The organism is Micromonospora sp. NBC_00362, from assembly GCF_026342155.1.
Lineage (GTDB): Bacteria > Actinomycetota > Actinomycetes > Mycobacteriales > Micromonosporaceae > Micromonospora > Micromonospora hortensis.
Window position 1 is genome coordinate 1,174,617 of record NZ_JAPENH010000001.1, and the last position, 18,207, is coordinate 1,192,823.

The 18,207-nt window shown below is 72.4% G+C and carries 14 protein-coding genes; 4 read left to right on the forward strand and 10 right to left on the reverse strand.

All coding sequences use genetic code 11. The annotated features are described in order from the left end of the window. Positions 1-13: 13 nt before the first annotated feature. The 3 genes from egtA to OG992_RS05270 form a co-directional block, all read right to left on the reverse strand. A complete protein-coding gene (egtA, locus tag OG992_RS05260) occupies positions 14-1,249 on the reverse strand; it encodes an ergothioneine biosynthesis glutamate--cysteine ligase EgtA (protein WP_238685705.1) in 1,236 nt (411 codons plus the stop codon). Positions 1,250-1,406: 157 nt separating this feature from the next. After that, on the reverse strand, positions 1,407-2,234 hold the full coding sequence (locus tag OG992_RS05265) for a hypothetical protein (RefSeq protein WP_238685706.1): 828 nt from the start codon (positions 2,232-2,234) through the stop codon (positions 1,407-1,409). Positions 2,235-2,250: 16 nt separating this feature from the next. Beyond that, positions 2,251-2,883, reverse strand: a complete 633-nt coding sequence (locus OG992_RS05270) for an RNA polymerase sigma factor (protein WP_238685707.1) — start codon at positions 2,881-2,883, stop codon at positions 2,251-2,253. 537 nt (positions 2,884-3,420) lie between these two features. On the opposite strand from OG992_RS05270, the gene OG992_RS05275 reads away from it, so the two are divergent. Together OG992_RS05275 and OG992_RS05280 are read left to right on the forward strand one after the other, a co-directional pair. After that, on the forward strand, positions 3,421-4,785 hold the full coding sequence (locus OG992_RS05275; RefSeq protein ID WP_238685708.1) for a serine/threonine-protein kinase: 1,365 nt from the start codon (positions 3,421-3,423) through the stop codon (positions 4,783-4,785). Between the two features lie 125 nt (positions 4,786-4,910). After that, entirely contained in the window at positions 4,911-6,173 is a 1,263-nt protein-coding gene (locus OG992_RS05280; protein ID WP_238685709.1) for a nucleotide sugar dehydrogenase, read from the forward strand. Between the two features lie 109 nt (positions 6,174-6,282). Here OG992_RS05280 and OG992_RS05285 read toward each other — a convergent pair whose 3' ends face one another. The 4 genes from OG992_RS05285 to OG992_RS05300 all read right to left on the reverse strand — a co-directional run bounded on the left by OG992_RS05285 (position 6,283) and on the right by OG992_RS05300 (position 11,542). Continuing rightward, a complete protein-coding gene (locus OG992_RS05285) occupies positions 6,283-8,757 on the reverse strand; it encodes an ABC transporter permease (RefSeq protein WP_238685710.1) in 2,475 nt (824 codons plus the stop codon). A gap of 147 nt (positions 8,758-8,904) precedes the next feature. Then, positions 8,905-9,570, reverse strand: a complete 666-nt coding sequence (locus OG992_RS05290) for a response regulator transcription factor (RefSeq protein WP_112587120.1) — start codon at positions 9,568-9,570, stop codon at positions 8,905-8,907. Then, positions 9,567-10,787, reverse strand: coding sequence for a sensor histidine kinase (locus OG992_RS05295; RefSeq protein WP_266302555.1), 1,221 nt, complete (start codon positions 10,785-10,787; stop codon positions 9,567-9,569). Before OG992_RS05295 ends, OG992_RS05290 begins: the two co-directional genes overlap by 4 nt. Before the next feature lie 47 nt (positions 10,788-10,834). Further along, complete coding sequence (locus OG992_RS05300) at positions 10,835-11,542, reverse strand: DUF305 domain-containing protein (protein ID WP_266302556.1); 708 nt, start codon at positions 11,540-11,542, stop codon at positions 10,835-10,837. 139 nt (positions 11,543-11,681) lie between these two features. Between OG992_RS05300 and OG992_RS05305 the strand changes: the two genes are divergently transcribed. Together OG992_RS05305 and OG992_RS05310 are read left to right on the forward strand one after the other, a co-directional pair. Beyond that, entirely contained in the window at positions 11,682-13,127 is a 1,446-nt protein-coding gene (locus tag OG992_RS05305) for an LVIVD repeat-containing protein (protein ID WP_238685713.1), read from the forward strand. 155 nt (positions 13,128-13,282) lie between these two features. After that, positions 13,283-14,494 (forward strand): SLC13 family permease, encoded by a 1,212-nt coding sequence (locus tag OG992_RS05310; protein ID WP_266302557.1) that lies wholly within the window; start codon positions 13,283-13,285, stop codon positions 14,492-14,494. Between the two features lie 4 nt (positions 14,495-14,498). Here the strand turns inward: OG992_RS05310 and OG992_RS05315 are convergent, their stop codons facing one another. The 3 genes from OG992_RS05315 to OG992_RS05325 form a co-directional block, all read right to left on the reverse strand. Beyond that, on the reverse strand, positions 14,499-15,326 hold the full coding sequence (locus OG992_RS05315; RefSeq protein WP_238685715.1) for a MerR family transcriptional regulator: 828 nt from the start codon (positions 15,324-15,326) through the stop codon (positions 14,499-14,501). Positions 15,327-15,387: 61 nt separating this feature from the next. Beyond that, complete coding sequence (locus OG992_RS05320; protein WP_238685716.1) at positions 15,388-16,977, reverse strand: asparagine synthetase B; 1,590 nt, start codon at positions 16,975-16,977, stop codon at positions 15,388-15,390. A 4-nt stretch (positions 16,978-16,981) separates the two neighbouring features. Further along, positions 16,982-17,950, reverse strand: coding sequence for a DUF5715 family protein (locus OG992_RS05325; protein WP_238685717.1), 969 nt, complete (start codon positions 17,948-17,950; stop codon positions 16,982-16,984). Between the last annotated feature and the right edge of the window lie 257 nt (positions 17,951-18,207).

Below are 18,207 nucleotides of genomic sequence, written 5' to 3' on the forward strand. Positions count from 1 at the left end.
TCACTCCTCGCGCTCACTGGTCTCTCCTCTCTGCGGCGGCCAGCCGCTGGCGTATCCCTCGCCGGATCTCGTCGTGAGTGCTGGCCGGCAAGTCCAGTCGGGGCATGGTGCTCAAGGCCAGGTCGAGCAGGGCCGCCGCGGCGGCGGCCAGCGCCGGGTCGGCCAGGCCGTGCCGAGCGGCGGCCGACCAGCGGTGCGCGACCGGCGTGGCGATCGTGTACGCCTCGCGCACGGTGCCCGGGTCACCGAACAGGGCGGTCAGCACCGCCAGTGGCAGCCGCCAGCGGCGACCGGGTTGGGCGTCCAGGTAGCGCAGCTCCAGGTAGCCGCGCGGCCGCACCGGCGGAAAGAGGGTGCTGACGTGGTAGTCGAGGTCATCGGTGGTGGGCGGTTGTGGCAGCGCGCCGTCGAGCCAGTCGGCGAAGGTCACCCCGGGCGGCGCGGCCCAGTCGGCGCCGCGCCGGCGCAGACAGAGCAGCGGCGCGGCGAGCACGTAGCTGATCCAGGTGTCGGTCGGATCGTCCCCGGCCCGGGAGGGCGACCAGACCGGACGGGTCCGAGCCGGGTCGATGGCCAGCCAGGCGGCCATTCGGGCGGACGCCCAACCGGTGCGCCTCCCGGCGTGTCGAGCGGCGGAGGCGAACGCCGCGAGCAGTGGGGGCCCGACCGCGTGGGCCGCGGCCCAGCGGTCGGCGACCTGGTCCGGCTCACCGGCGTCGAGGCAGATCTGCAGGCCGGCGGTGCTGTACATCATCGTGCGGCCGGCCGGGCCGTGGCGGTCGAAGGCTCCGCGCATCGCGCGGTAACGGGGGGTTTCCACCACCGGGCGGGGCCGTCGGTGGGGGTCGATGCCGCTGCTGCCGAGGATCAGCCCGGCGGCGGCCAGCAGGTCGGTGACCTGGGCAATGTCGGCTTCGGTGGCGCGGATCAACGCGGCGACCGAGGGGCGGGGCGGGGTGGAGATCTCCAACTGGCCACCCGGCTCCAGGGTGACCATGCCGCCATGTCGCAGCGGCTCGGCTGGGCTGGTGGCATCCAGCGTGGCGGGGCTGTGCCGCCCCAGCGCCGCCCGCAGCCGCGCCGCGTCGACGGGGTGGGCGGGATCGGCGGCGTCGTGCACGGTCCATTCCAGTTCGACGCCGGTGTGAGTGGGTGGGCCGGTCTTGAAGCAGATCCGGGCGAGGTGTCGGACTGCGGCTGCGGACTCGCGCAGGATGGCGCTGCGGTCCAGGTCGGATGACGTCACCAAGGGTCGGGCCCCCTCTCCGTGTGCCGGGTCCGGCACACTGTGCCACCGTAAACCCACCCACCGACACCGTCGGGGGCGTGCACGGTGCCACCAACCTCTGTCTAACAGACGAATTTCCGAAGCAGGGCGGAACCAAACCGCTCCCACCACCGACCGGTTAGCCGTCGGCGGGGTGGCCCGGTCGCGGCGGTGACGGCGGGGCCTTCCCCGATGGGGACGGCTTGCCCTTCGCCGACTCGGAGGGCGTGACCTTCGCCGGCTCGGACGGCTTCGTCTCGGGAACCAGCCGCTGGCAGTACGCCTCGACCTCGGCCGGGCCGCCGGCGGCGGTCACCAGCTTCTGGAAGGCCGGCGTGCGGAGCGCCTTCTCCCGCTGCTCGGGCTTCTTCGCCCGCCACGCGCGGCACAGTCCGTGCACCTGGCCGACGGCAGTGGGACTTGCCGGCGGCGTGGCGGTGACGGACGGCGGCGCACCCGGAGACGACGGGACGCCGGCGCCTACCGACCGGCCGGGCTCGGCCGACCGGGATGCGCCCTGGTGCGGCGAGGGTGACGGGCGCGACGGTGCGGGTGCGACCGGGTCTGGCCCTCGATCCCGGGTGACCGCGGCGAAGGCGGCTCCCGCGGTGGCGGTAGCTGCCACCGCGCCGATCCAGGCCACCGCGCCGGTGGTCATCCGGCGACGGCGTGGCCGCTGCGGCACGGCCGGCGACGGGTTGGCCCGGGCGGCCCGGAACGCGGCCACCGCGGCGTCCTCCCCGGCCAACTCGCCCGGACGGACGGGGCCGGCCGCCGCGGCGAGCAACGCGGCCACCGGCTCGGCCGGGGGTTCGCTCCGGGCGCCCAGGCGCGCCTCAGGTGAGTGCGCGTCCACGTCTGTGGGCGTGGCGGAGGGGGCCTGATCCAGCGTGGCGTCCACCCGGGCAGGGGCCGCGTCGAGCAGCCGCTCGGTGTCGGCCTGATCGGCCCGCCGGAACGGGTTCATCGGGAGTCCCCTCACGTCAGCCGTCCGCCGGTTCGACGTGCGATGCCCGCACTGCGGGGCCGTTCCCCGCACGCGGCGGTGACACCCCCTCGGTCCCGAACGAGGACTCGGCCGGGCTCTGCCGCTCCAGCAGGACCGCGAGCCGGCGTAGGCCACGGTGAGCGGCGGTCCGCACGGCGCCGGCCCGTCGGCCCAGCACCCGGCCGGCGGAGCCCGCGTCCAGCCCGATCACGGCCCGCAGCAGGACTGCTTCGGCCTCGCGGGGCGGAAGGGTGGAGATCAGCGCGAGGGCGGTCTCGGTACCGATCGTCTCGCTGGCCCGCTCGGCGGTGTCCGCGTCGCTGGCGAGCTCGACGAGCGCCTGCACCGGGACCGGGAGCGAGGGGCGGCGGCGCATCCGGCGCAGGTGGTCCATCGCGCGGTTGCGGGCGATGGTGACCGCCCAGGCCCGGAACTCGCCCCCGGTGAAGCCGGGCAGGTCACGGGAGATCTGGAGCCACGTCTCGGAGGCGACGTCCTCGGCGTCGGCCCCGACGAGCGCGGTCAGGTACCGCAGTAGCCCGGGCTGGAGGCTGCGGTAGAGGAAGCGGAACGCCTCCTCGTCCCCAGCCTGCGCGGCGGTCACCACCTCCGACAGGTCGGCGGTCATGCGCGGCCCACGCATCGTCCGAGGCGTGTCGGCCCGACCAGCCGGGCTGGCGCACACCACGCGGCACGAGTCGTCCGCCCGATCAGCACCAGCACCGCACCGCCCTCCACCGCTCTGATTCTGCCCGCGACAACGATTGTCGGGGCGGCGTGTCCGGGGCCAACGCCAGGGTGGTCGATCGGCGCGCTACGCGCCGAGGTAGCCGGGAGGGCCCGAGCCGGGCTAACGCTAAGAGGGGGCTCACGACGCGACAAGTCGGCGTCGTGTCACGGAAGAGTGACAATTATCAACCCGGCTCGACGGCGCGTCGTCGTAACGGCCAGTACGCAACAGACGCCAACCAGGCCTGGAGGCGGTTTCTTGCCACCATGGACGACCCGAGCGACGGAAATAGTCGCTTTTTGTGACAGCACACATCCACAGCGTCACGAAGGGCGAGCGTCCACACAGGTCAGGCCGGATCAGCCAGTCTGAACCAGCCGCCCGGCGGCCCTGCCACGGCGCGCCGCCCCGCGCCACTCTGGGTACGGTAATGCGGTGTTGTCATCGGAGGTCGTGCTCAGCGGTCGCTACCGCTTGGACGAACGTGTCGCCACGGGCGGCATGGGCGACGTTTGGCGTGCCTCCGACCTGATCCTCGGCCGGCAGGTCGCGGTCAAGGTTCTCCTGCCGGCGCTGGTCTCCGATCCCGATTTCATCGCCCGGTTCCGCGCCGAGGCCCGGATCATGGCGGCGCTGCGGCACCCCGGCATCGTGCAGGTCTTCGACTGCGGTGCGGACGACCTCCCCGACGGCGGGCGGGCGGACTACCTCGTCATGGAGTTCGTCGACGGCGAGCCGTTGTCCAAGCGGATCGAGGCGGCCGGGCGGCTCGACGTGGCCGAGACGATGTCGATCGTGGCCCAGGCGGCCGCAGCGCTCAACGCGGCGCATCGCGGCGGCATCGTGCACCGCGACGTCAAGCCCAGCAACCTGCTGGTGCAGGAGGACGGCACTGTCGTCCTGGTGGACTTCGGCGTGGCCCGCTCCACCGACATCACCAGCATCACCAGCACCAACGCGGTGCCGGGCACCGCCCTCTACATGGCCCCCGAGCAGGCCGCCGGCCGGCCGGTCAGCGGTGCCACCGACATCTACGCCCTGGGCGCGGTCACCTACTGCTGCCTGACCGGCAGTCCGCCGTTCACCGGCGACAATCCGCTCCAGGTCGCCGTGCGGCACCTGGACGATGAGCCGCCGGAGCTGTCGCACGACATACCGGAGGCGGTCCGCGCCCTGGTGTCGCGGGCCCTGGCCAAGGATCCGCTGGAGCGGTTCACCAGCGGAGCGGCGATGGCCGAGGCCGCTCGGACGGCGGTCACCGGCGGCGAGCCGCCGACGGCGATGGTCGGGCCGGTCGCGCTGCGCGACGCCGGACCGGGCACCCGCACGGACGTGCCGGCCGGCGCGGCGGTGGCGCGTGGGCGCCAGCGACGGCGGGGTCCGCTCGTCGGCGCGGCGGCGGCCATGCTGGTCGCGTTGGTCGGGCTCGGCGCGGCGCTGGCCGCGACGCGTCACGTCGGTGAGAACCCGGCGGTCAATCTGCCGGCCACCTCGCCGACGGTGGCGCCGAGCGGTCCCGTCGACCTGCCCGCGGCGAACGAGCAGATCACCAGCGTCGAGCCGGGCCGGCCGGACCGGCCGCGCGTCCCTGGCAACTCCCCGTCGGCCTCGGTCTCCGCCACACCGAGTGTGCAGCCGAGTGATACCGCCAACTCGCCGACGCCGACGGCGGGCGTCACCACGGCACCGCCGACCAGCGCGGCGCCCACGACGGCCGCGCCGCCGCCGACCAGCGCGCCTCCTGATCCACCCGCCACCTCCAGCCCGCCGCTCGATCCGGAGGTGCCGGCGGGCGGTTGAGCCGACCGCTGTCGCCGACCCCGGTCAGTCCCACCAGCACCGATATCCCCAAAACGGACTTACGACGCCGAAGACGCCTCTAGGCTCTCAGCAGGCTATTTACACCATCTGCCGCGGGAGCCTGGGTGAGCGCTGAAAAGCTGGTCGTGATCGGTCAGGGGTACGTCGGACTGCCGCTGGCCATGCGGGCCGTCGAGGCGGGCCTCGACGTGGTCGGTCTCGACGTCGATGCCGACCGGGTGAAGCGGCTCGCCTCCGGCGAGTCGTTCGTCGAGGACATTCCGGCCGACCGGCTGGGCCGCGCGTTGGGCAGCGGCCGTTACCACCCCAGCACGGAGTACACCGACGCTGACGGGTTCGACATCTGCGTCATCACGGTGCCGACCCCGCTGCGTGACGGGACGCCGGACCTGAGCTACGTCGAGCAGGCCGGCATCGGTATCGGCCCGTACGTACGCCCGGGCTGCACGGTGATCCTGGAATCGACCACCTACCCGGGCACCACCGAAGAGCTGCTGCGCCCGCTGTTGGAGTCGGCCAGCGGCCTGACCAGCCCCGGTGACTTTCACCTCGGCTACAGCCCTGAGCGGATCGACCCGGGCAACCCGACCTGGCGACTGGAGAACACCCCGAAGGTGGTCTCCGGTGTGGACCCGGCGGCGCTGGCCCGCGTTGACGAGTTCTACCAGCGCCTCGTGGAACGCACCGTAGCGGTGGACTCGACGCGCGTCGCCGAGCTGACCAAGCTGATCGAGAACACCTTCCGCCAGGTCAACATCGCACTGATCAACGAGCTTACCATGCTCTCGCACCACCTCGACATCGACGTCTGGCAGGCGATCGACGCCGCCTCGACCAAACCGTTCGGCTTCATGCCGTTCCGGCCCGGCCCCGGCGTCGGCGGGCACTGCCTGCCGATCGACCCGTGCTACCTGTCCTGGCAGGTCAAGCGCCGCCTCGGGCGACAGTTCCGGTTCATCGAGCTGGCCAATGACGTCAACCACGAGATGCCCGAACACGTCGCGCAGCGGATCATGGGAGGGCTGAACCGGGACGGCCGGGCTGTCAGCGGCGCCCGACTGTTGCTGCTCGGTCTGGCCTACAAGAAGAACACCGGCGACATGCGTGACTCCCCCGCCGTGGACGTGGCCCGTCGGTTGCAGGCCCTCGGCGCCGAGGTTCACGCCGTCGAGCCGTACGCCGAGGCGCACCAGATTCCCGCCGGGATCACAGTGGTCGGGCTCAGCGAGCGCGAGGTGCGGGCGGCCGACGCGGTGGTGGTGGTCACCGACCATGACACCTTCGACTACGACCTCGTGGTCAGGCACGCCCGCTACATCTTCGACACCCGCAACCGGTGCGTCGGCCCGATGGTCGAGCGCCTGTAGACCCGGCACCGCTGGCCGGTCCCGCCGCCGGGGAAGATGGCGGGACCGGCCGGCGGATGTCCGTCCGGTGGCCGAGGGTTGGACCCGGCCGGTCCGGACCGCGACCGGTTCACTGGTCGGCGAGCGCCTCGACGACCGGGCGGGACAGCGCCCGGCGCGCCGGCAGCACCGAGGCGAGCAGGGCGGCGAGCACCGCGACACCGAGGATCAGCCCGAGCTGACCGAGCGGCAGCACCACGTGGAAGTCCCCGCCGAGGCGGTCCAGCAGGGCCATCGTGGACGCGCTGACTGCGGTGCCGAGTCCGACCCCGAGAACCGCGCCGACCAACGCCATCAACACCGCCTCGACGGCGAGCACGGCCCGCATCCGCCCTCTGGTGAGCCCGACCGCCCGCAGGACGGCGTTCTCCCTGGTCCGTTCGACCACCGACAGGCTCAGGGTGTTCGCCACGCCGACCAGGGCGATCACCACGGCCAGACCGAGCAGCGCGGTGACGAAGGCGAGAAGCATGTCCACGGTGCCGGTGAGCATCTTCTTGTAGGCGCCCTGGTCCATCAGGTTCACCGTCGGGTAGCGGCCCAGCACCGCGGTGATCGCGTCGCGGGCCCGCTCGGGGCTCACCCCGGAGGCGGGGTCGATCTCGGCCAGGTAGCCGCGCTGGGTGGGGAAGAGCGCGGCGAAGTCCTGGTCGGACAGGTCGATGACGTGACCCGCGGGCACCTCATCGCCGGGCGTGTCGTCGGTGACCACGGCGGCCACCCGGAACGCTTTCCCCCTGACGGTCACCGGGGAGCCGACCTGCCAGCCGCGGGCCCGCGCCAACTCGTTGTGCACCAGCACCTGCCCCGGCCCGACCCGCTCGGCGTCGCCGGCCAGCACCCCGCTCAGCGTCCGGCCGATCAGCGCCGGGTGCGCCGCGCGGATCTCGACGTCGTCGACGACAGTGCTGCGCTGCTCGTGCACCACACCCAGTTCGGGACGGGAGGCGAGTTCACCGACGAGCGCGGCCGGCAGGTCCTGACCGATTCCGCTGACCACGAAGTCCGTCCCGATCTGGGCGTCCACGCTGCGTTCGATACCGTCCTTGGTGCTGCGCGCGCCGACCATGAACGCCGAGACCAGTCCGATACCGATCACCAGCGCGGTGGCCGTCGCGGCGACCCGCCGTGGATTGCGCACCGTGTTGTTGACAGCCAGTTCACCGATGGTGCCGAGCACTCGACGGACCGGCCATCCGAACACCCGGGCCAGCGCGGGGACGAGCACCGGCCCGAACAGCACGATCCCGAAGAAGGTGAGCACCCCACCGAGCGCCACCAGGAGCAGCTGACCGGCGCCAGCGGCGCCGGCCAGCGCTGCCACCCCGACCGCGAGGACCACCGCGCCGATGCTCAGCCGAACCCGACCAGCACTCCGGCTGGGCTGCACCGCGGCGTCGGTGAGCGCGGCCACCGGGGCGATCCGCGTCCCCCGCCAGGCGGGCAGCAGGGCGGCGCACACGGTGAGCCCGGTGCCGAGCAGGAGTCCGGTGAACACCGTCGAACCGGTCACTGTCAGCCCTCCGGTGACCGGCACGTCCAGTTGGGACAGCAGCAGCCGCAACCCGCCGGCGAGGGCCACCCCGAGCAGCACGCCGAGCGCGGAGGCGACCAGCCCCAGCACCGCCGACTCCAGGACTGTGGACCGGAAGACCTGTCCCCGGGTGGCGCCGATCAGGCGCAGCAGCGCGGTCCGTCGGGTGCGCTGGGCCAGCACGATCGCGAAAGTGTTGGCGATCACGAAGCCGGCCACCACGATCGCGACCCCTACGAAGATCAGCAGCAGCATGCGGAACTGGTCCACGTTGCGCACCGCGTCCTCCACCGCCTCGTCGAGGATCTGCTGGCGACTCTTCACAGTGGCTTCGGCGCCGGACACGGCGCGTACCTTCTCGGTCAGCGCCGCGACGTCGGCGCCCGGTCGGGCCGCCACCATGATCCGGCCGTAGCCCCGCTCGCCGGTGAGGGCCAGGGCGTCCGGACCGACCAGGCCGACGAACGGACCGCCGACGTCGCGGGCGGTGCCGGCCACGTCGACGGTGCCCACCAGGGTGTACGGGCGGGCCGCCCCACCGGTGGCGCCGATCCGGACCGCCGTGCCGAGCCCGAAGCCCTGCTCGGCCGCCGTCGGCGCGTCGAGCACCACCTCCCCGGCCCGGTCGGGCAACCGGCCGGCCACCACGTCGTACGAGCGCAGCGCGTCCTCGGTGGGGATGGCGACGAGCATGGTGAAGCCGAGCACCGGCCGACCGTCGGCGCCGACGATGCCGGCGGTGTTGGTCAGCTCACCGGCGGCGGCGGCCACCCCGTCGACCGCCCGCACCCGGTCGACCAGTGCCGGGGGCAACACCTCCCGGCCGGCCGAGTAGACCCCCAGGTCGGTGTGGCGGTCGAAGGTGCCGGCCCGCTCGTACGCCCCGGTCCGCATCCCGTCGACGAAGATCATCGTGCCGGCGACGAACGCGACGCCGAGCACGACGGCGAGCGCCGAGAGCAGCATGCGCAGCGCCTCGGCGCGCAGCGAACGCAGGGTCAGGCGGATCATGCGGGGCTCCCGGTGCAGGTGGCGGATCGGACCCCTCCGACGCTATGGCCGGCACCGGTCTGTCGATCTCCACCTGCGCGCTCGACCTGCGTGCGCCCCGGGTCGCGGTGCGCCCGCCGGTCGCTACGACCCAGGTCGTACGCGGTGTCATCCGCCGGGCGTGACCAGCCCGCTCTCGTACGCCAGGACCACCGCCTGGACCCGGTCGCGCAGCTGGAGCTTCGCCAGGATCCGCCCGACGTGGGTCTTCACCGTCGCCTCGGCCACGTGCACCCGGGCGGCGATCTCCGCGTTGGACAGCCCCTGCGCGACCAGCAGCAGCACCTCCCGTTCCCGTTCGGTGAGCTGCGCGAGTCGAGGGTCCGCGCTCGGGGCCGCGCCGAGCTGCCCGGCGAACCGGTCCAGCAGGCGCCGGGTGATCGACGGAGCCACCACCGAGTCGCCCTGGGCCACCACCCGGATCGCAGCCAGCAGCTCCTCCGGCGGGACGTTCTTGAGCAGGAAGCCACTCGCCCCGGCCTGCAGCGCCGCGAACGCGTCCGCCTCGGTGTCGAAGGTGGTCAGCACCAGCACCCGAGGGCCACCCTCGGGCCGCTCGGCGCAGAGTCGACGGGTCGCCTCCACCCCGTCCATGGTGGGCATCCGGATGTCCATCACGACCACGTCGGCCTCGGTGCGGGCGAGCACCCGCAGGGCGTCCGCGCCGTCGATCGCCTCCCCCACGACCTCCAGGTCGGGCTGGGATTCCAGCACCATCCGGAACCCGGCGCGGACCAGCGCCTGGTCGTCCACGATCACTACCCGGACCGTCATGCCGCGATCACCTCCGTTGCCGGCTCAGACGGTAGCGGCAGCCGAACCTCGACCTGCCAGCCCCCGGTCAGTCGGGGACCGGCGGTGAGGCTGCCGTCGTACACGGTCACCCGCTCCCGCATGCCGAGCAGGCCGTGACCGCCGGACGGCGCCGGGCTGACCAGCGGGCGGCCGCGACCGTCGTCGACCACCCGGACCGCCACGGCCTCGGCGGTGTACGACAGGACGACCTCCACACCGGCGCCGACGCCCGCGTGCTTGAGCGCGTTGGTCAGCGCCTCCTGCACCACCCGGTAGACCGTCAGCTCCAGGCCCGGCGGCAGCGCCGGTGGCGCACCGGTGACGGTGCTGCGCACGTGCAGACCGGCGTCGTCGAACCGGGCCAGCAGGTCGGGCAGCTCGGCCAGCGCGAGGCGCCGGTGCTCGGGATCGGCCGCCACAGCCAGCCCGTCGGCACCGTCGGCGCCGGCAGGACCGGCGTCGCGCAGAACGCCGACCAGGCGGCGCATCTCCTCCAGCGCCTGCCGGCCGGTGTCGGCGACCACCTTCACGGCGGTGCGCGCCTGGGCGGGGTCCCGGTCGAGCATGAACCGGGCCCCGTCCGCCTGGACGATCATCACGGCCATGCTGTGGGCCACCACGTCGTGCAGCTCACGGGCGATCCGGGTGCGCTCCTCGGCAACTGCCGCCCGGGACTCGGCCTCCCGCTCGCGTTCCAGGGTGGTGGCCCGCTCCTCGAGGCTGAGCACGTAGAGCCGGCGGGTCCGCACGTTCAGCGCGACCAGCCACACCGCCCCGGTGACCAGCGCATACCAGAGCGCTGTCACCCACCACTGGATGACGTTGGGCGTCTGCGCGGCGGCCAGCAGCACGCCGACGGCCGCGACCGCTCCGGCCAGTACGCCGTCGCGAAGCCGCCGGCCGTACTTCACCACGCTGTAGAGCGCGATCAGGACGGCCACGTCGTAGATGAGCGGACCCCAGCGGGCGATCACCTGGACCAGGGCGAGCGCCGCGACCGCCACCGTCACCGCGCTCGGATGGGTGCGGCGGAACAGCAACGCCACCGCCATCCCCAGGCCGACAGCAGTGGCCGCCCAACCGCCCGGCTGGCTCACCGCCGCGGCCAGGGAGACGAGCACCACCATTGCGGCGACGGCCACGTCGAAGGCGACGCCGCGCAGCGGGCGACCGAACACTGTGCGTCTCACGGTCACCCAGCGTACGTGCCGCGACGCTCGGCCCTCGTGCCCCGCGCCCGGGCTCAGCCGCCGAGGACCTCGCGCATGCGGTCGATCTCGACGGTCTGCTCGGTGGCGACGGCGTTGGCGAACTCGTTGAGCGTCAGGTCGGAGCCGACAGTGAGCAGGTTGGTGGCCATCTCGATGGCGCCCTGGTGGTGCTCGGACATCATCCGGACGAAGAGCCTGTCGAAGTCCGCGCCACGGGCCGCGGCGAGCTGCCGCATCGCCTCTGGCGACTGCATGCCGCGCATGGTGCCGTGGTCGTGGCCCTGCACCTCCGCCGGGAGGCCACGGGTCTGCAGCCAGCCGCGCATCATGCCCATCTCCGGCCCCTGGCTGGCCCGGATGCGCTCGGCGATAGCCCGGACGTCGGGGTCGGCGGCCCGGTCGGGGGCGAGCTCCGCCATCGCCAGGGCCTGCGCGTGGTGCGGGATCATCATCCGGACGAACCAGACGTCCAGCGAGTTGTGCGGGGCGGGACCGGCGTCGCGGACCTCGTGCGCCGGGCGGGTAGCCGCCGTCTCGCCCGGACGGCCGGGCGCGATGACGGTCAGATCGGTGGGGACGGGGCTGGCCGGCGGCGACGCGGCGGAGGTGGCGGGCGCGGAGACCGGCCGCGGTGCGCTCGTACCGGTGTCGCCGTCGAGGCGGATCACCATGAACACCACGAGCGGCAACACGAGAGCCAGTGTGACGACCGCCAGGATGCGTGCGCGCCGGTTGGTCATGGGCCACTCCCTGCAGTCGAGGTCACCGCGATGCTATCCATTGAAGAACCCGCTTTCATGTGATCCAGCTCACATCGACGTTCTTCGTCGAACGGTAACGTGTCAACCATCGTCTCCCCCTTGCGAAGGGCCCCCGCCGATGATCAGATTCCACAAGCCACGGTTACGACAACTGCGTGTCGTGGCTCTCGCCACGACCGGCCTCCTCGTCGCCAGCGCCCTCGTCGCTCCGGCCAGCAACGCCCAGACCGTGTCGCAGGCGGCCCCGGCCCCCGCGCTCACCAACACGATCCCCGGCGTCGACGAGATCGTGAGCAGCCCCAACCTGCGCCAGATCGCCAACGTGCCGAAGGTCGCCCCGCTGGACGCGACAAACAGCGACATCGCCTTCCAGGGCAAGTACGCGTTCGCCGGCAACTACAACGGCTTCGTCATCTACGACATCTCGCGGCCCAGCGCGCCGACGGTCAAGGCCCGGGTGCTCTGCCCGGGGTCGCAGAACGACATCTCCGTCCACGGTGACCTGCTGTTCCTCTCCACCGACTCGTCGCGCAGCGACGACTCCTGCAACAGCACCACGCAGGGAGCGGACGTGAAGGGCTCGTGGGAGGGCATCAAGGTCTTCGACATCAAGGACAAGGCCAACCCGCGCTACATCAAGTCCGTCGAGACGGCCTGCGGCTCCCACACCCACACCCTGGTGCCGGGCAAGGACCGCAAGGCCATCTACCTGTACGTGTCGTCGTACAGCCCGCGGGCCGAATTCCCGGACTGCCAGCCGCCGCACGACTCCATCTCCATCATCAAGGTGCCGGTGAAGAAGCCGACCGACGCGGCAGTGGTCGCGACGCCGAACCTCTTCCCGGACGGCGGCTTCCCCGGCAGCCAGACCGGCTCGGCCACCACCGGTTGCCACGACATCACCGCCTACCCGTCGAAGGACCTGGCCGCCGGCGCCTGCATGGGTGACGGCATCCTGCTCGACATCAAGAACCGCGAGGCTCCCCGGGTCATCAACCGGGTTCGGGACGAGGTCAACTTCGCGTTCTGGCACTCGGCCACCTTCAACAACTCCGGCACCAAGGTGATCTTCACCGACGAGCTGGGTGGCGGCGGGGCGGCGACCTGCAACGAGACCGTCGGCCCGAACCGCGGCGCGGACGCCATCTACGACATCGCCGGCCGCGGCAACGCCCGGACGATGACCTTCCGCAGCTACTACAAGATCCCCCGGGCGAACGCCGACACCGAGAACTGCGTGGCCCACAACGGCTCGCTCATCCCGGTGCTCGGCAAGGACATCATGGTCCAGGCGTGGTACCAGGGCGGCATCTCGGTGTTCGACTTCACCGACTCGGCCAACCCGAAGGAGATCGCCTTCTGGGAGCGCGGCCCGCTCTCGGCCGACACGTTCGTCGGCGGCGGCACCTGGTCCGCGTACTACTACAACGGCCACATCTACTCCAACGACATGGTGAAGGGCCTGGACGTCCTGGAGCTGAACGACTGGCGTACCTGGTCGGCCAAGCTGACCCGCTACCAGGAGCTCAACGTGCAGACCCAGCCCAGCTACCTGGGCTGGTAGGCGCCACGCACCACACCGGGCCCGGTCTCCGATCGTCGGAGGCCGGGCCCGGCACCGTTGCACGCCAGACTCGTCGGGGGCGGGCACGGTGGGGCCCGTCACCAGGACGGGGGTTGCGAACCGGCTGGCCAAACGCTGTGCCAACGTGAACAGACGTGACAGTTGCCGCCCCGCCCGAACCGACCACGCGTCGGCGGCCCCACCCGCTGGACCTGGTGGCGGCCGTCCTCGCCGTGGTCGGGGCGGCCTGCGCACTGAGCGGGCTGCTCCCCCGCGCGGAGACCACCGCCACCCTGCACCGGATCCTGCCGCTGCTGTTGTTCCTCGGCACCGTGATCGTGCTCGCCGAGCTGACCGCCGTGGCCGGTGTCTTCGACGTGCTGGCCAGCCGACTGGCTATCGCGTCCCGGGGCAGGTGGGCCCTGCTGTTCCTGCTCTGCGGTGCTCTCGCCACGCTGACCACTCTCGTGCTCAACCTCGACACCACCGCCGTGCTGCTCACCCCCGTGCTGCTCGCGCTGGCCCGGAACCTGCGGATCCCCGCCGCCCCGCTCGCCGTCACCACGGTCTGGCTGGCGAACACCGCGAGCCTGCTGCTGCCGGTGTCCAACCTGACCAACCTGCTCGCCGCCGACCGGGTCGGGCTGGCGCCCCTGGCGTACGCGGCTCGGATGGCATTGCCGCAGCTCGCCGCCGTGACGGTCACCATGGCCCTGCTCTGGTTCGGGTGGTGGCGCCGGGAGCGGCCCGCCGGCGGGCGTTTCGTCCCGCCGACCCGGCACGTGCCGGCCGACCCGGTGCTGCACCGTACGGCGCTCGCCGGTTGCCTGATCTTCGTCGCCGGCATCCTCGCCGGCGTGGAGATCGAGATCGCCTCCACCGTCGGGCTCGCCCTGGTGCTGCTCGGGTTCCTGGTCCGCTCCCCCGCCACGCTGCGCCCGGGGCTGGTCCCGGTACGCCTGCTGTTCTTCGTCACCGGCCTGTTCCTGGTGGTGCAGACCCTCGGCCGGCACGGGCTGGACGACCTGGTCGGCACCCTGGTCGGCACCGACGGTGGCGCGCTGGGCGCCCTGCGCGCCGGTGGCACCGGAGCGCTGCTCGCCAACGCGGTGAACAACCTGCCCGCCTACCTGGCCGGCGAGTCGGTGCTGCCGACCGGTGACCACACCCGCCTACTGGCCCTGCTGATCGGCACCAACGTCGGCCCGCTGGCCGCCCCCTGGGCCTCACTGGCCACCCTGTTGTGGTTCGAGCGCTGCCGAGCGGCCGGGGTGGCGGTGCCGGTGGCCCGGTTCGTGCTGACCAGCACCCTGCTCGCGCTCACCGCGACGCTCGCCGCGGTCGGCGCGCTGCTGCTGGTGAGCTGAGGGCTCAGTCGCGGTACACGGCGACCTGAAGTTCGGTCACGCCCTTCTCCGGGGTGTCCGGGCAGTAGTCGAGGTAGACCTCCCGGGCGAAGCCGTCGGTGCGGTAGCCGTTCTCCTCGATCCACCGGGCGAGCGCCTGCATGCTCGGCTCGACGTCGTCCATCGCACCGTGATGGATGATCGTCGCCGCGTTGCGCAGCTCCGGCAGGTCGCGCACCGTGACGTCGGACGCCGCGGACGGCTCGGCGTCGACGAGCACACCGGCGTGTACGACGACAGCGTCGCCGCCCGAGTCGGCGGGCTCGTACCAGGCGATGCCCGGACCCGTCGGCGTGATTCCGGCGGCGTCCAGTCGACGGAACAACTCCGGGTAGAGCGGCTGGATCACCGGGCCGATGTCCTCGCCCTGGTAGCTGGGCGCGACGGCGGTCAGCTCCGCGACGCGAACCGGCGCGATCTCCTTGAGGACGACGTCCTGGGTGGTCATCCGACCCTCCGACTCGATCATTCGGAGCCGCGCCTCGACAGCCGTGAGCCGGGCCGTGTCGGCGGCCAACTGTTCCGCCAGCTGGCTCCGGCGCAGCCGCAGCATGCCGCGCAGCTCGGCCACGTCGACCGCGTCGTCGACGATCGCTCGCACCTGTTCGAGGGTGAGGCCCAACTCCTTGAGGGCGATCACCCGGTTGAGCCGGCGCAGCTGGTCGGCGCGGTAGAAGCGGTAGCCGGTGTGCGGGTCGACGCTGGCGGGGGGCAGCAGGCCGATGCTGTCGTAGTGGCGCAGCATCCGCACCGACACCCGGCCGAGTCTGGCGAAGTCTCCGATGGTGAACATGGTCCCCTCACACTCGTCCCTGACACCGTGTCAGAGTCAAGCGTGGCGTGCGGGACGGCCGTCAGTGGCGTGCGGGGCGCGGGCCGACCAGCCGGCGGACCATCGGAGCGGCGTTCCACTTGGCCGCGCCGACCAGGTCGCGGGCGTGCTCCAGGACCGTGTAGTCGGGTCGGGTCAGCCCGTCGGCGATGGCCCGGTCCAGATCGTTCCCGCAGCGGCTCAGTACGGTGTCGAAGTCCCGACGGACCGGCTCCTGCAGGTCGTAGCCGAAGGAGCGGTGCAACCGGGCGAAGAGCGGCTTGTACAGCCGGACCCGCTCGTGCAACCCCGACGAGTACGACATCGGGTTCTTCGGACGGCGGAGGATGTAGTCGGGCAGCACGTCGGCGAACGCCCGCCTGACGATCCACTTCTCCTGCCCGTGGCGCAGCTTCAGGTCCACCGGCAACCGCATCGCCAGCTCCACCACGCTGAGGTCGAGGAACGGCACCCGGGCCTCCACGCCGTATGCCATGGCGGCGCGGTCGACGCGCTGCAACTCGGTGCGGCACAGGTTGCGGATCCGGTGCAGAAATAATCGGCGGGCCGCCGCCGGGGCGACCTGGCGGTACATCGGGTACCCGCCGAACAGTTCGTCGGAGCCGTCACCGGTCAGCACCACCTTGATGCCGAGGTCGCGGAGCCGCCGGAAGATCGGCACCGAGACGACCGCGTTGATGATGTCGCCGTACTCGGTCAGTTCGGAGATGCGGATGGCCTCGCGGACGTCGGCGAGCCGGATGTCACGCGGCTTCAGCTCGACCACCACGTGCGGCACGTCGAGGTCGGCGGCGAGCCGCCGGGCGTACGCCACGTCGGGGCTGTCGGCGACGCCGACGGTCACCGCGACGCAGTCCGGGTGGATGTCGCGCACCTGCCGCAGGGTCAACGAGCTGTCCAGCCCACCGGAGAGCACCACCCCGACGGTCAGGTCGGTCTCCACCCGCATCCGGATCGCGTCGCTGAGCGCGGCGCGGACCAGCAGCGCGGCCTCGTCCGGGTCGTCGATGACCGGCAGGCCGTCGCCGATGGTGAGCAGGTCGACGTACGGGCTCAGTCGCACGTGCCCGTCCGCCTCCGCCCAGCCGTGGTGCCCCGGCGGCACCTCGGCGATCGGGGCGCCGTGCCCGACGAGCGCCTTGACCTCGGAGGCGAGGTGCAGGCAGCCGGGTCGACGGGACCAGTACAGCGGCTTGACCCCGAGCGGGTCGCGGGCCAGGTACGCCCGGCCGGTGGTCCGTTCGACGACAGCGAAGGCGTACTCACCGCGGAGCCGGGTCACCGCCGCCTCGCCCCACTGCTGGAACGCGGCGAGCAGCACCTCGGTGTCGCTCTCGGTGCGGAAGGCCTGCCCCAGGCGGGTCAGCTGCGCCCGCAACTCCCGGTAGTTGAAGATCTCGCCGTTGAAGCAGAGCAGCCAACGCTCGTCGGTCGACGTCCAGGGCTGCACCGCCCGGTCCCGGTCGACGACCCGCAGCCGCCGGGTGCCGGCGAGCAGCCCACTCTCGGACCGGGTCTCGGTGACCTCACCGCGCGGGGCCAGGACGGCGAGCATCCGCCGGAAGGTGGCCGGGTCGGCCTCCGGGCCGATGCTCAACGCGATGCCGCACACCGGCTCAGACCCCCATCTCAGCCTCGTACGCCCGGCGGAGACGACGCCGGGCGGTGGGCGCGAGGCACAGGTGCCAAGCCTGACCCTCGTCGATCACGTTCAGCTCACCGGCCTCCTGCCGGCTCAGCAGCAGCTCCGCCAGGGCGTCGCGCGCGCCGAAACGCTCGAACCAGGCCAGCTCGACGTCGGCCGAGTAGCCGAGGCAGTGCCCGCTGGGCAGCATCGCCGCGTAGCCCAGGCGGCGCAGCCGGTACTGGTGCTCGGCGCTGCGGACCAGGCTGGTCACCCAGAGCGGCGGGGTGGCCGGCGGCGCGACGGCGCTGAACTGCCGTCCGATGTCGTTGAGCAGCGCCACCACCTCGCGCCGGGCGCGCCGGAACAGCAGGCCGGCGGTGCGCGGGGTGGCGTCGGGTCGCAGCCGGCGACGCAGCCCGCGGGCGGCCCGGCCCATCATCGTGGTGGGCTGCTCCTGGTAGCGGAAGCGCAGTAGGTCGCGGCGGCGCAACCACTCCAGGTCGACCAACTCGGGGCTGCCGTTGACCTGGTCGTCGGTGACGAAGGTCGGCGCGTCCTGCCACCACAGCACGTCGATGCGGGAGAGCAGGTAGATCCGGACCAGCGCGCTGAGGTCGGTAGCCGAGGTGCGGTCGTTCGGTTGGTAGCGGGCCATCTCCAGCAGCAACGTCTCGCGCGCGCCGATCAGCCCCTGGGGCGTGGCGTCGAGGACCGCGGCGAGTGCCGGCTCCCGCAGCCGTTCGTCGATGAGCACCTGCCGGGCCCGGGTGCTCGCCGCGTCGGCCAGGGCGCCGACCTCGATCAGCAGTTCGGCGACGGCGGCCCGGTAAGCGGGCAGGTCGGGGGCAGGAGCGGGAACGCGGCGCGGGGTCGCACCGGAGGGTCGACGGCGGGCCGGAGCGGTGGGCGACGGAGGCGAGCCGGGCTGCTGTCCCGGGCTACGGCTGGGCACTCGCATGACGGGTCCCTCTCTCCGGTCACGGCACTGGGTGGATCGCCCTGAAACACACCGTAATCATCGGGACCGGAACGGACCGAACATTCCTCCTATCTCCCCCCTAACGGAGCGTGGACGACGTACCCCAGGTGATCCTTGGGTTTGGCGCTCTGGAGCTGATGTCGTCAACGAATCAACGCCGCCGGCTTCGCGAGCGGGCCGTGATGCCCCGGTCAGGCCCGTGATGTCACAAACGATTCAGCTCCAAAGGCACCAAC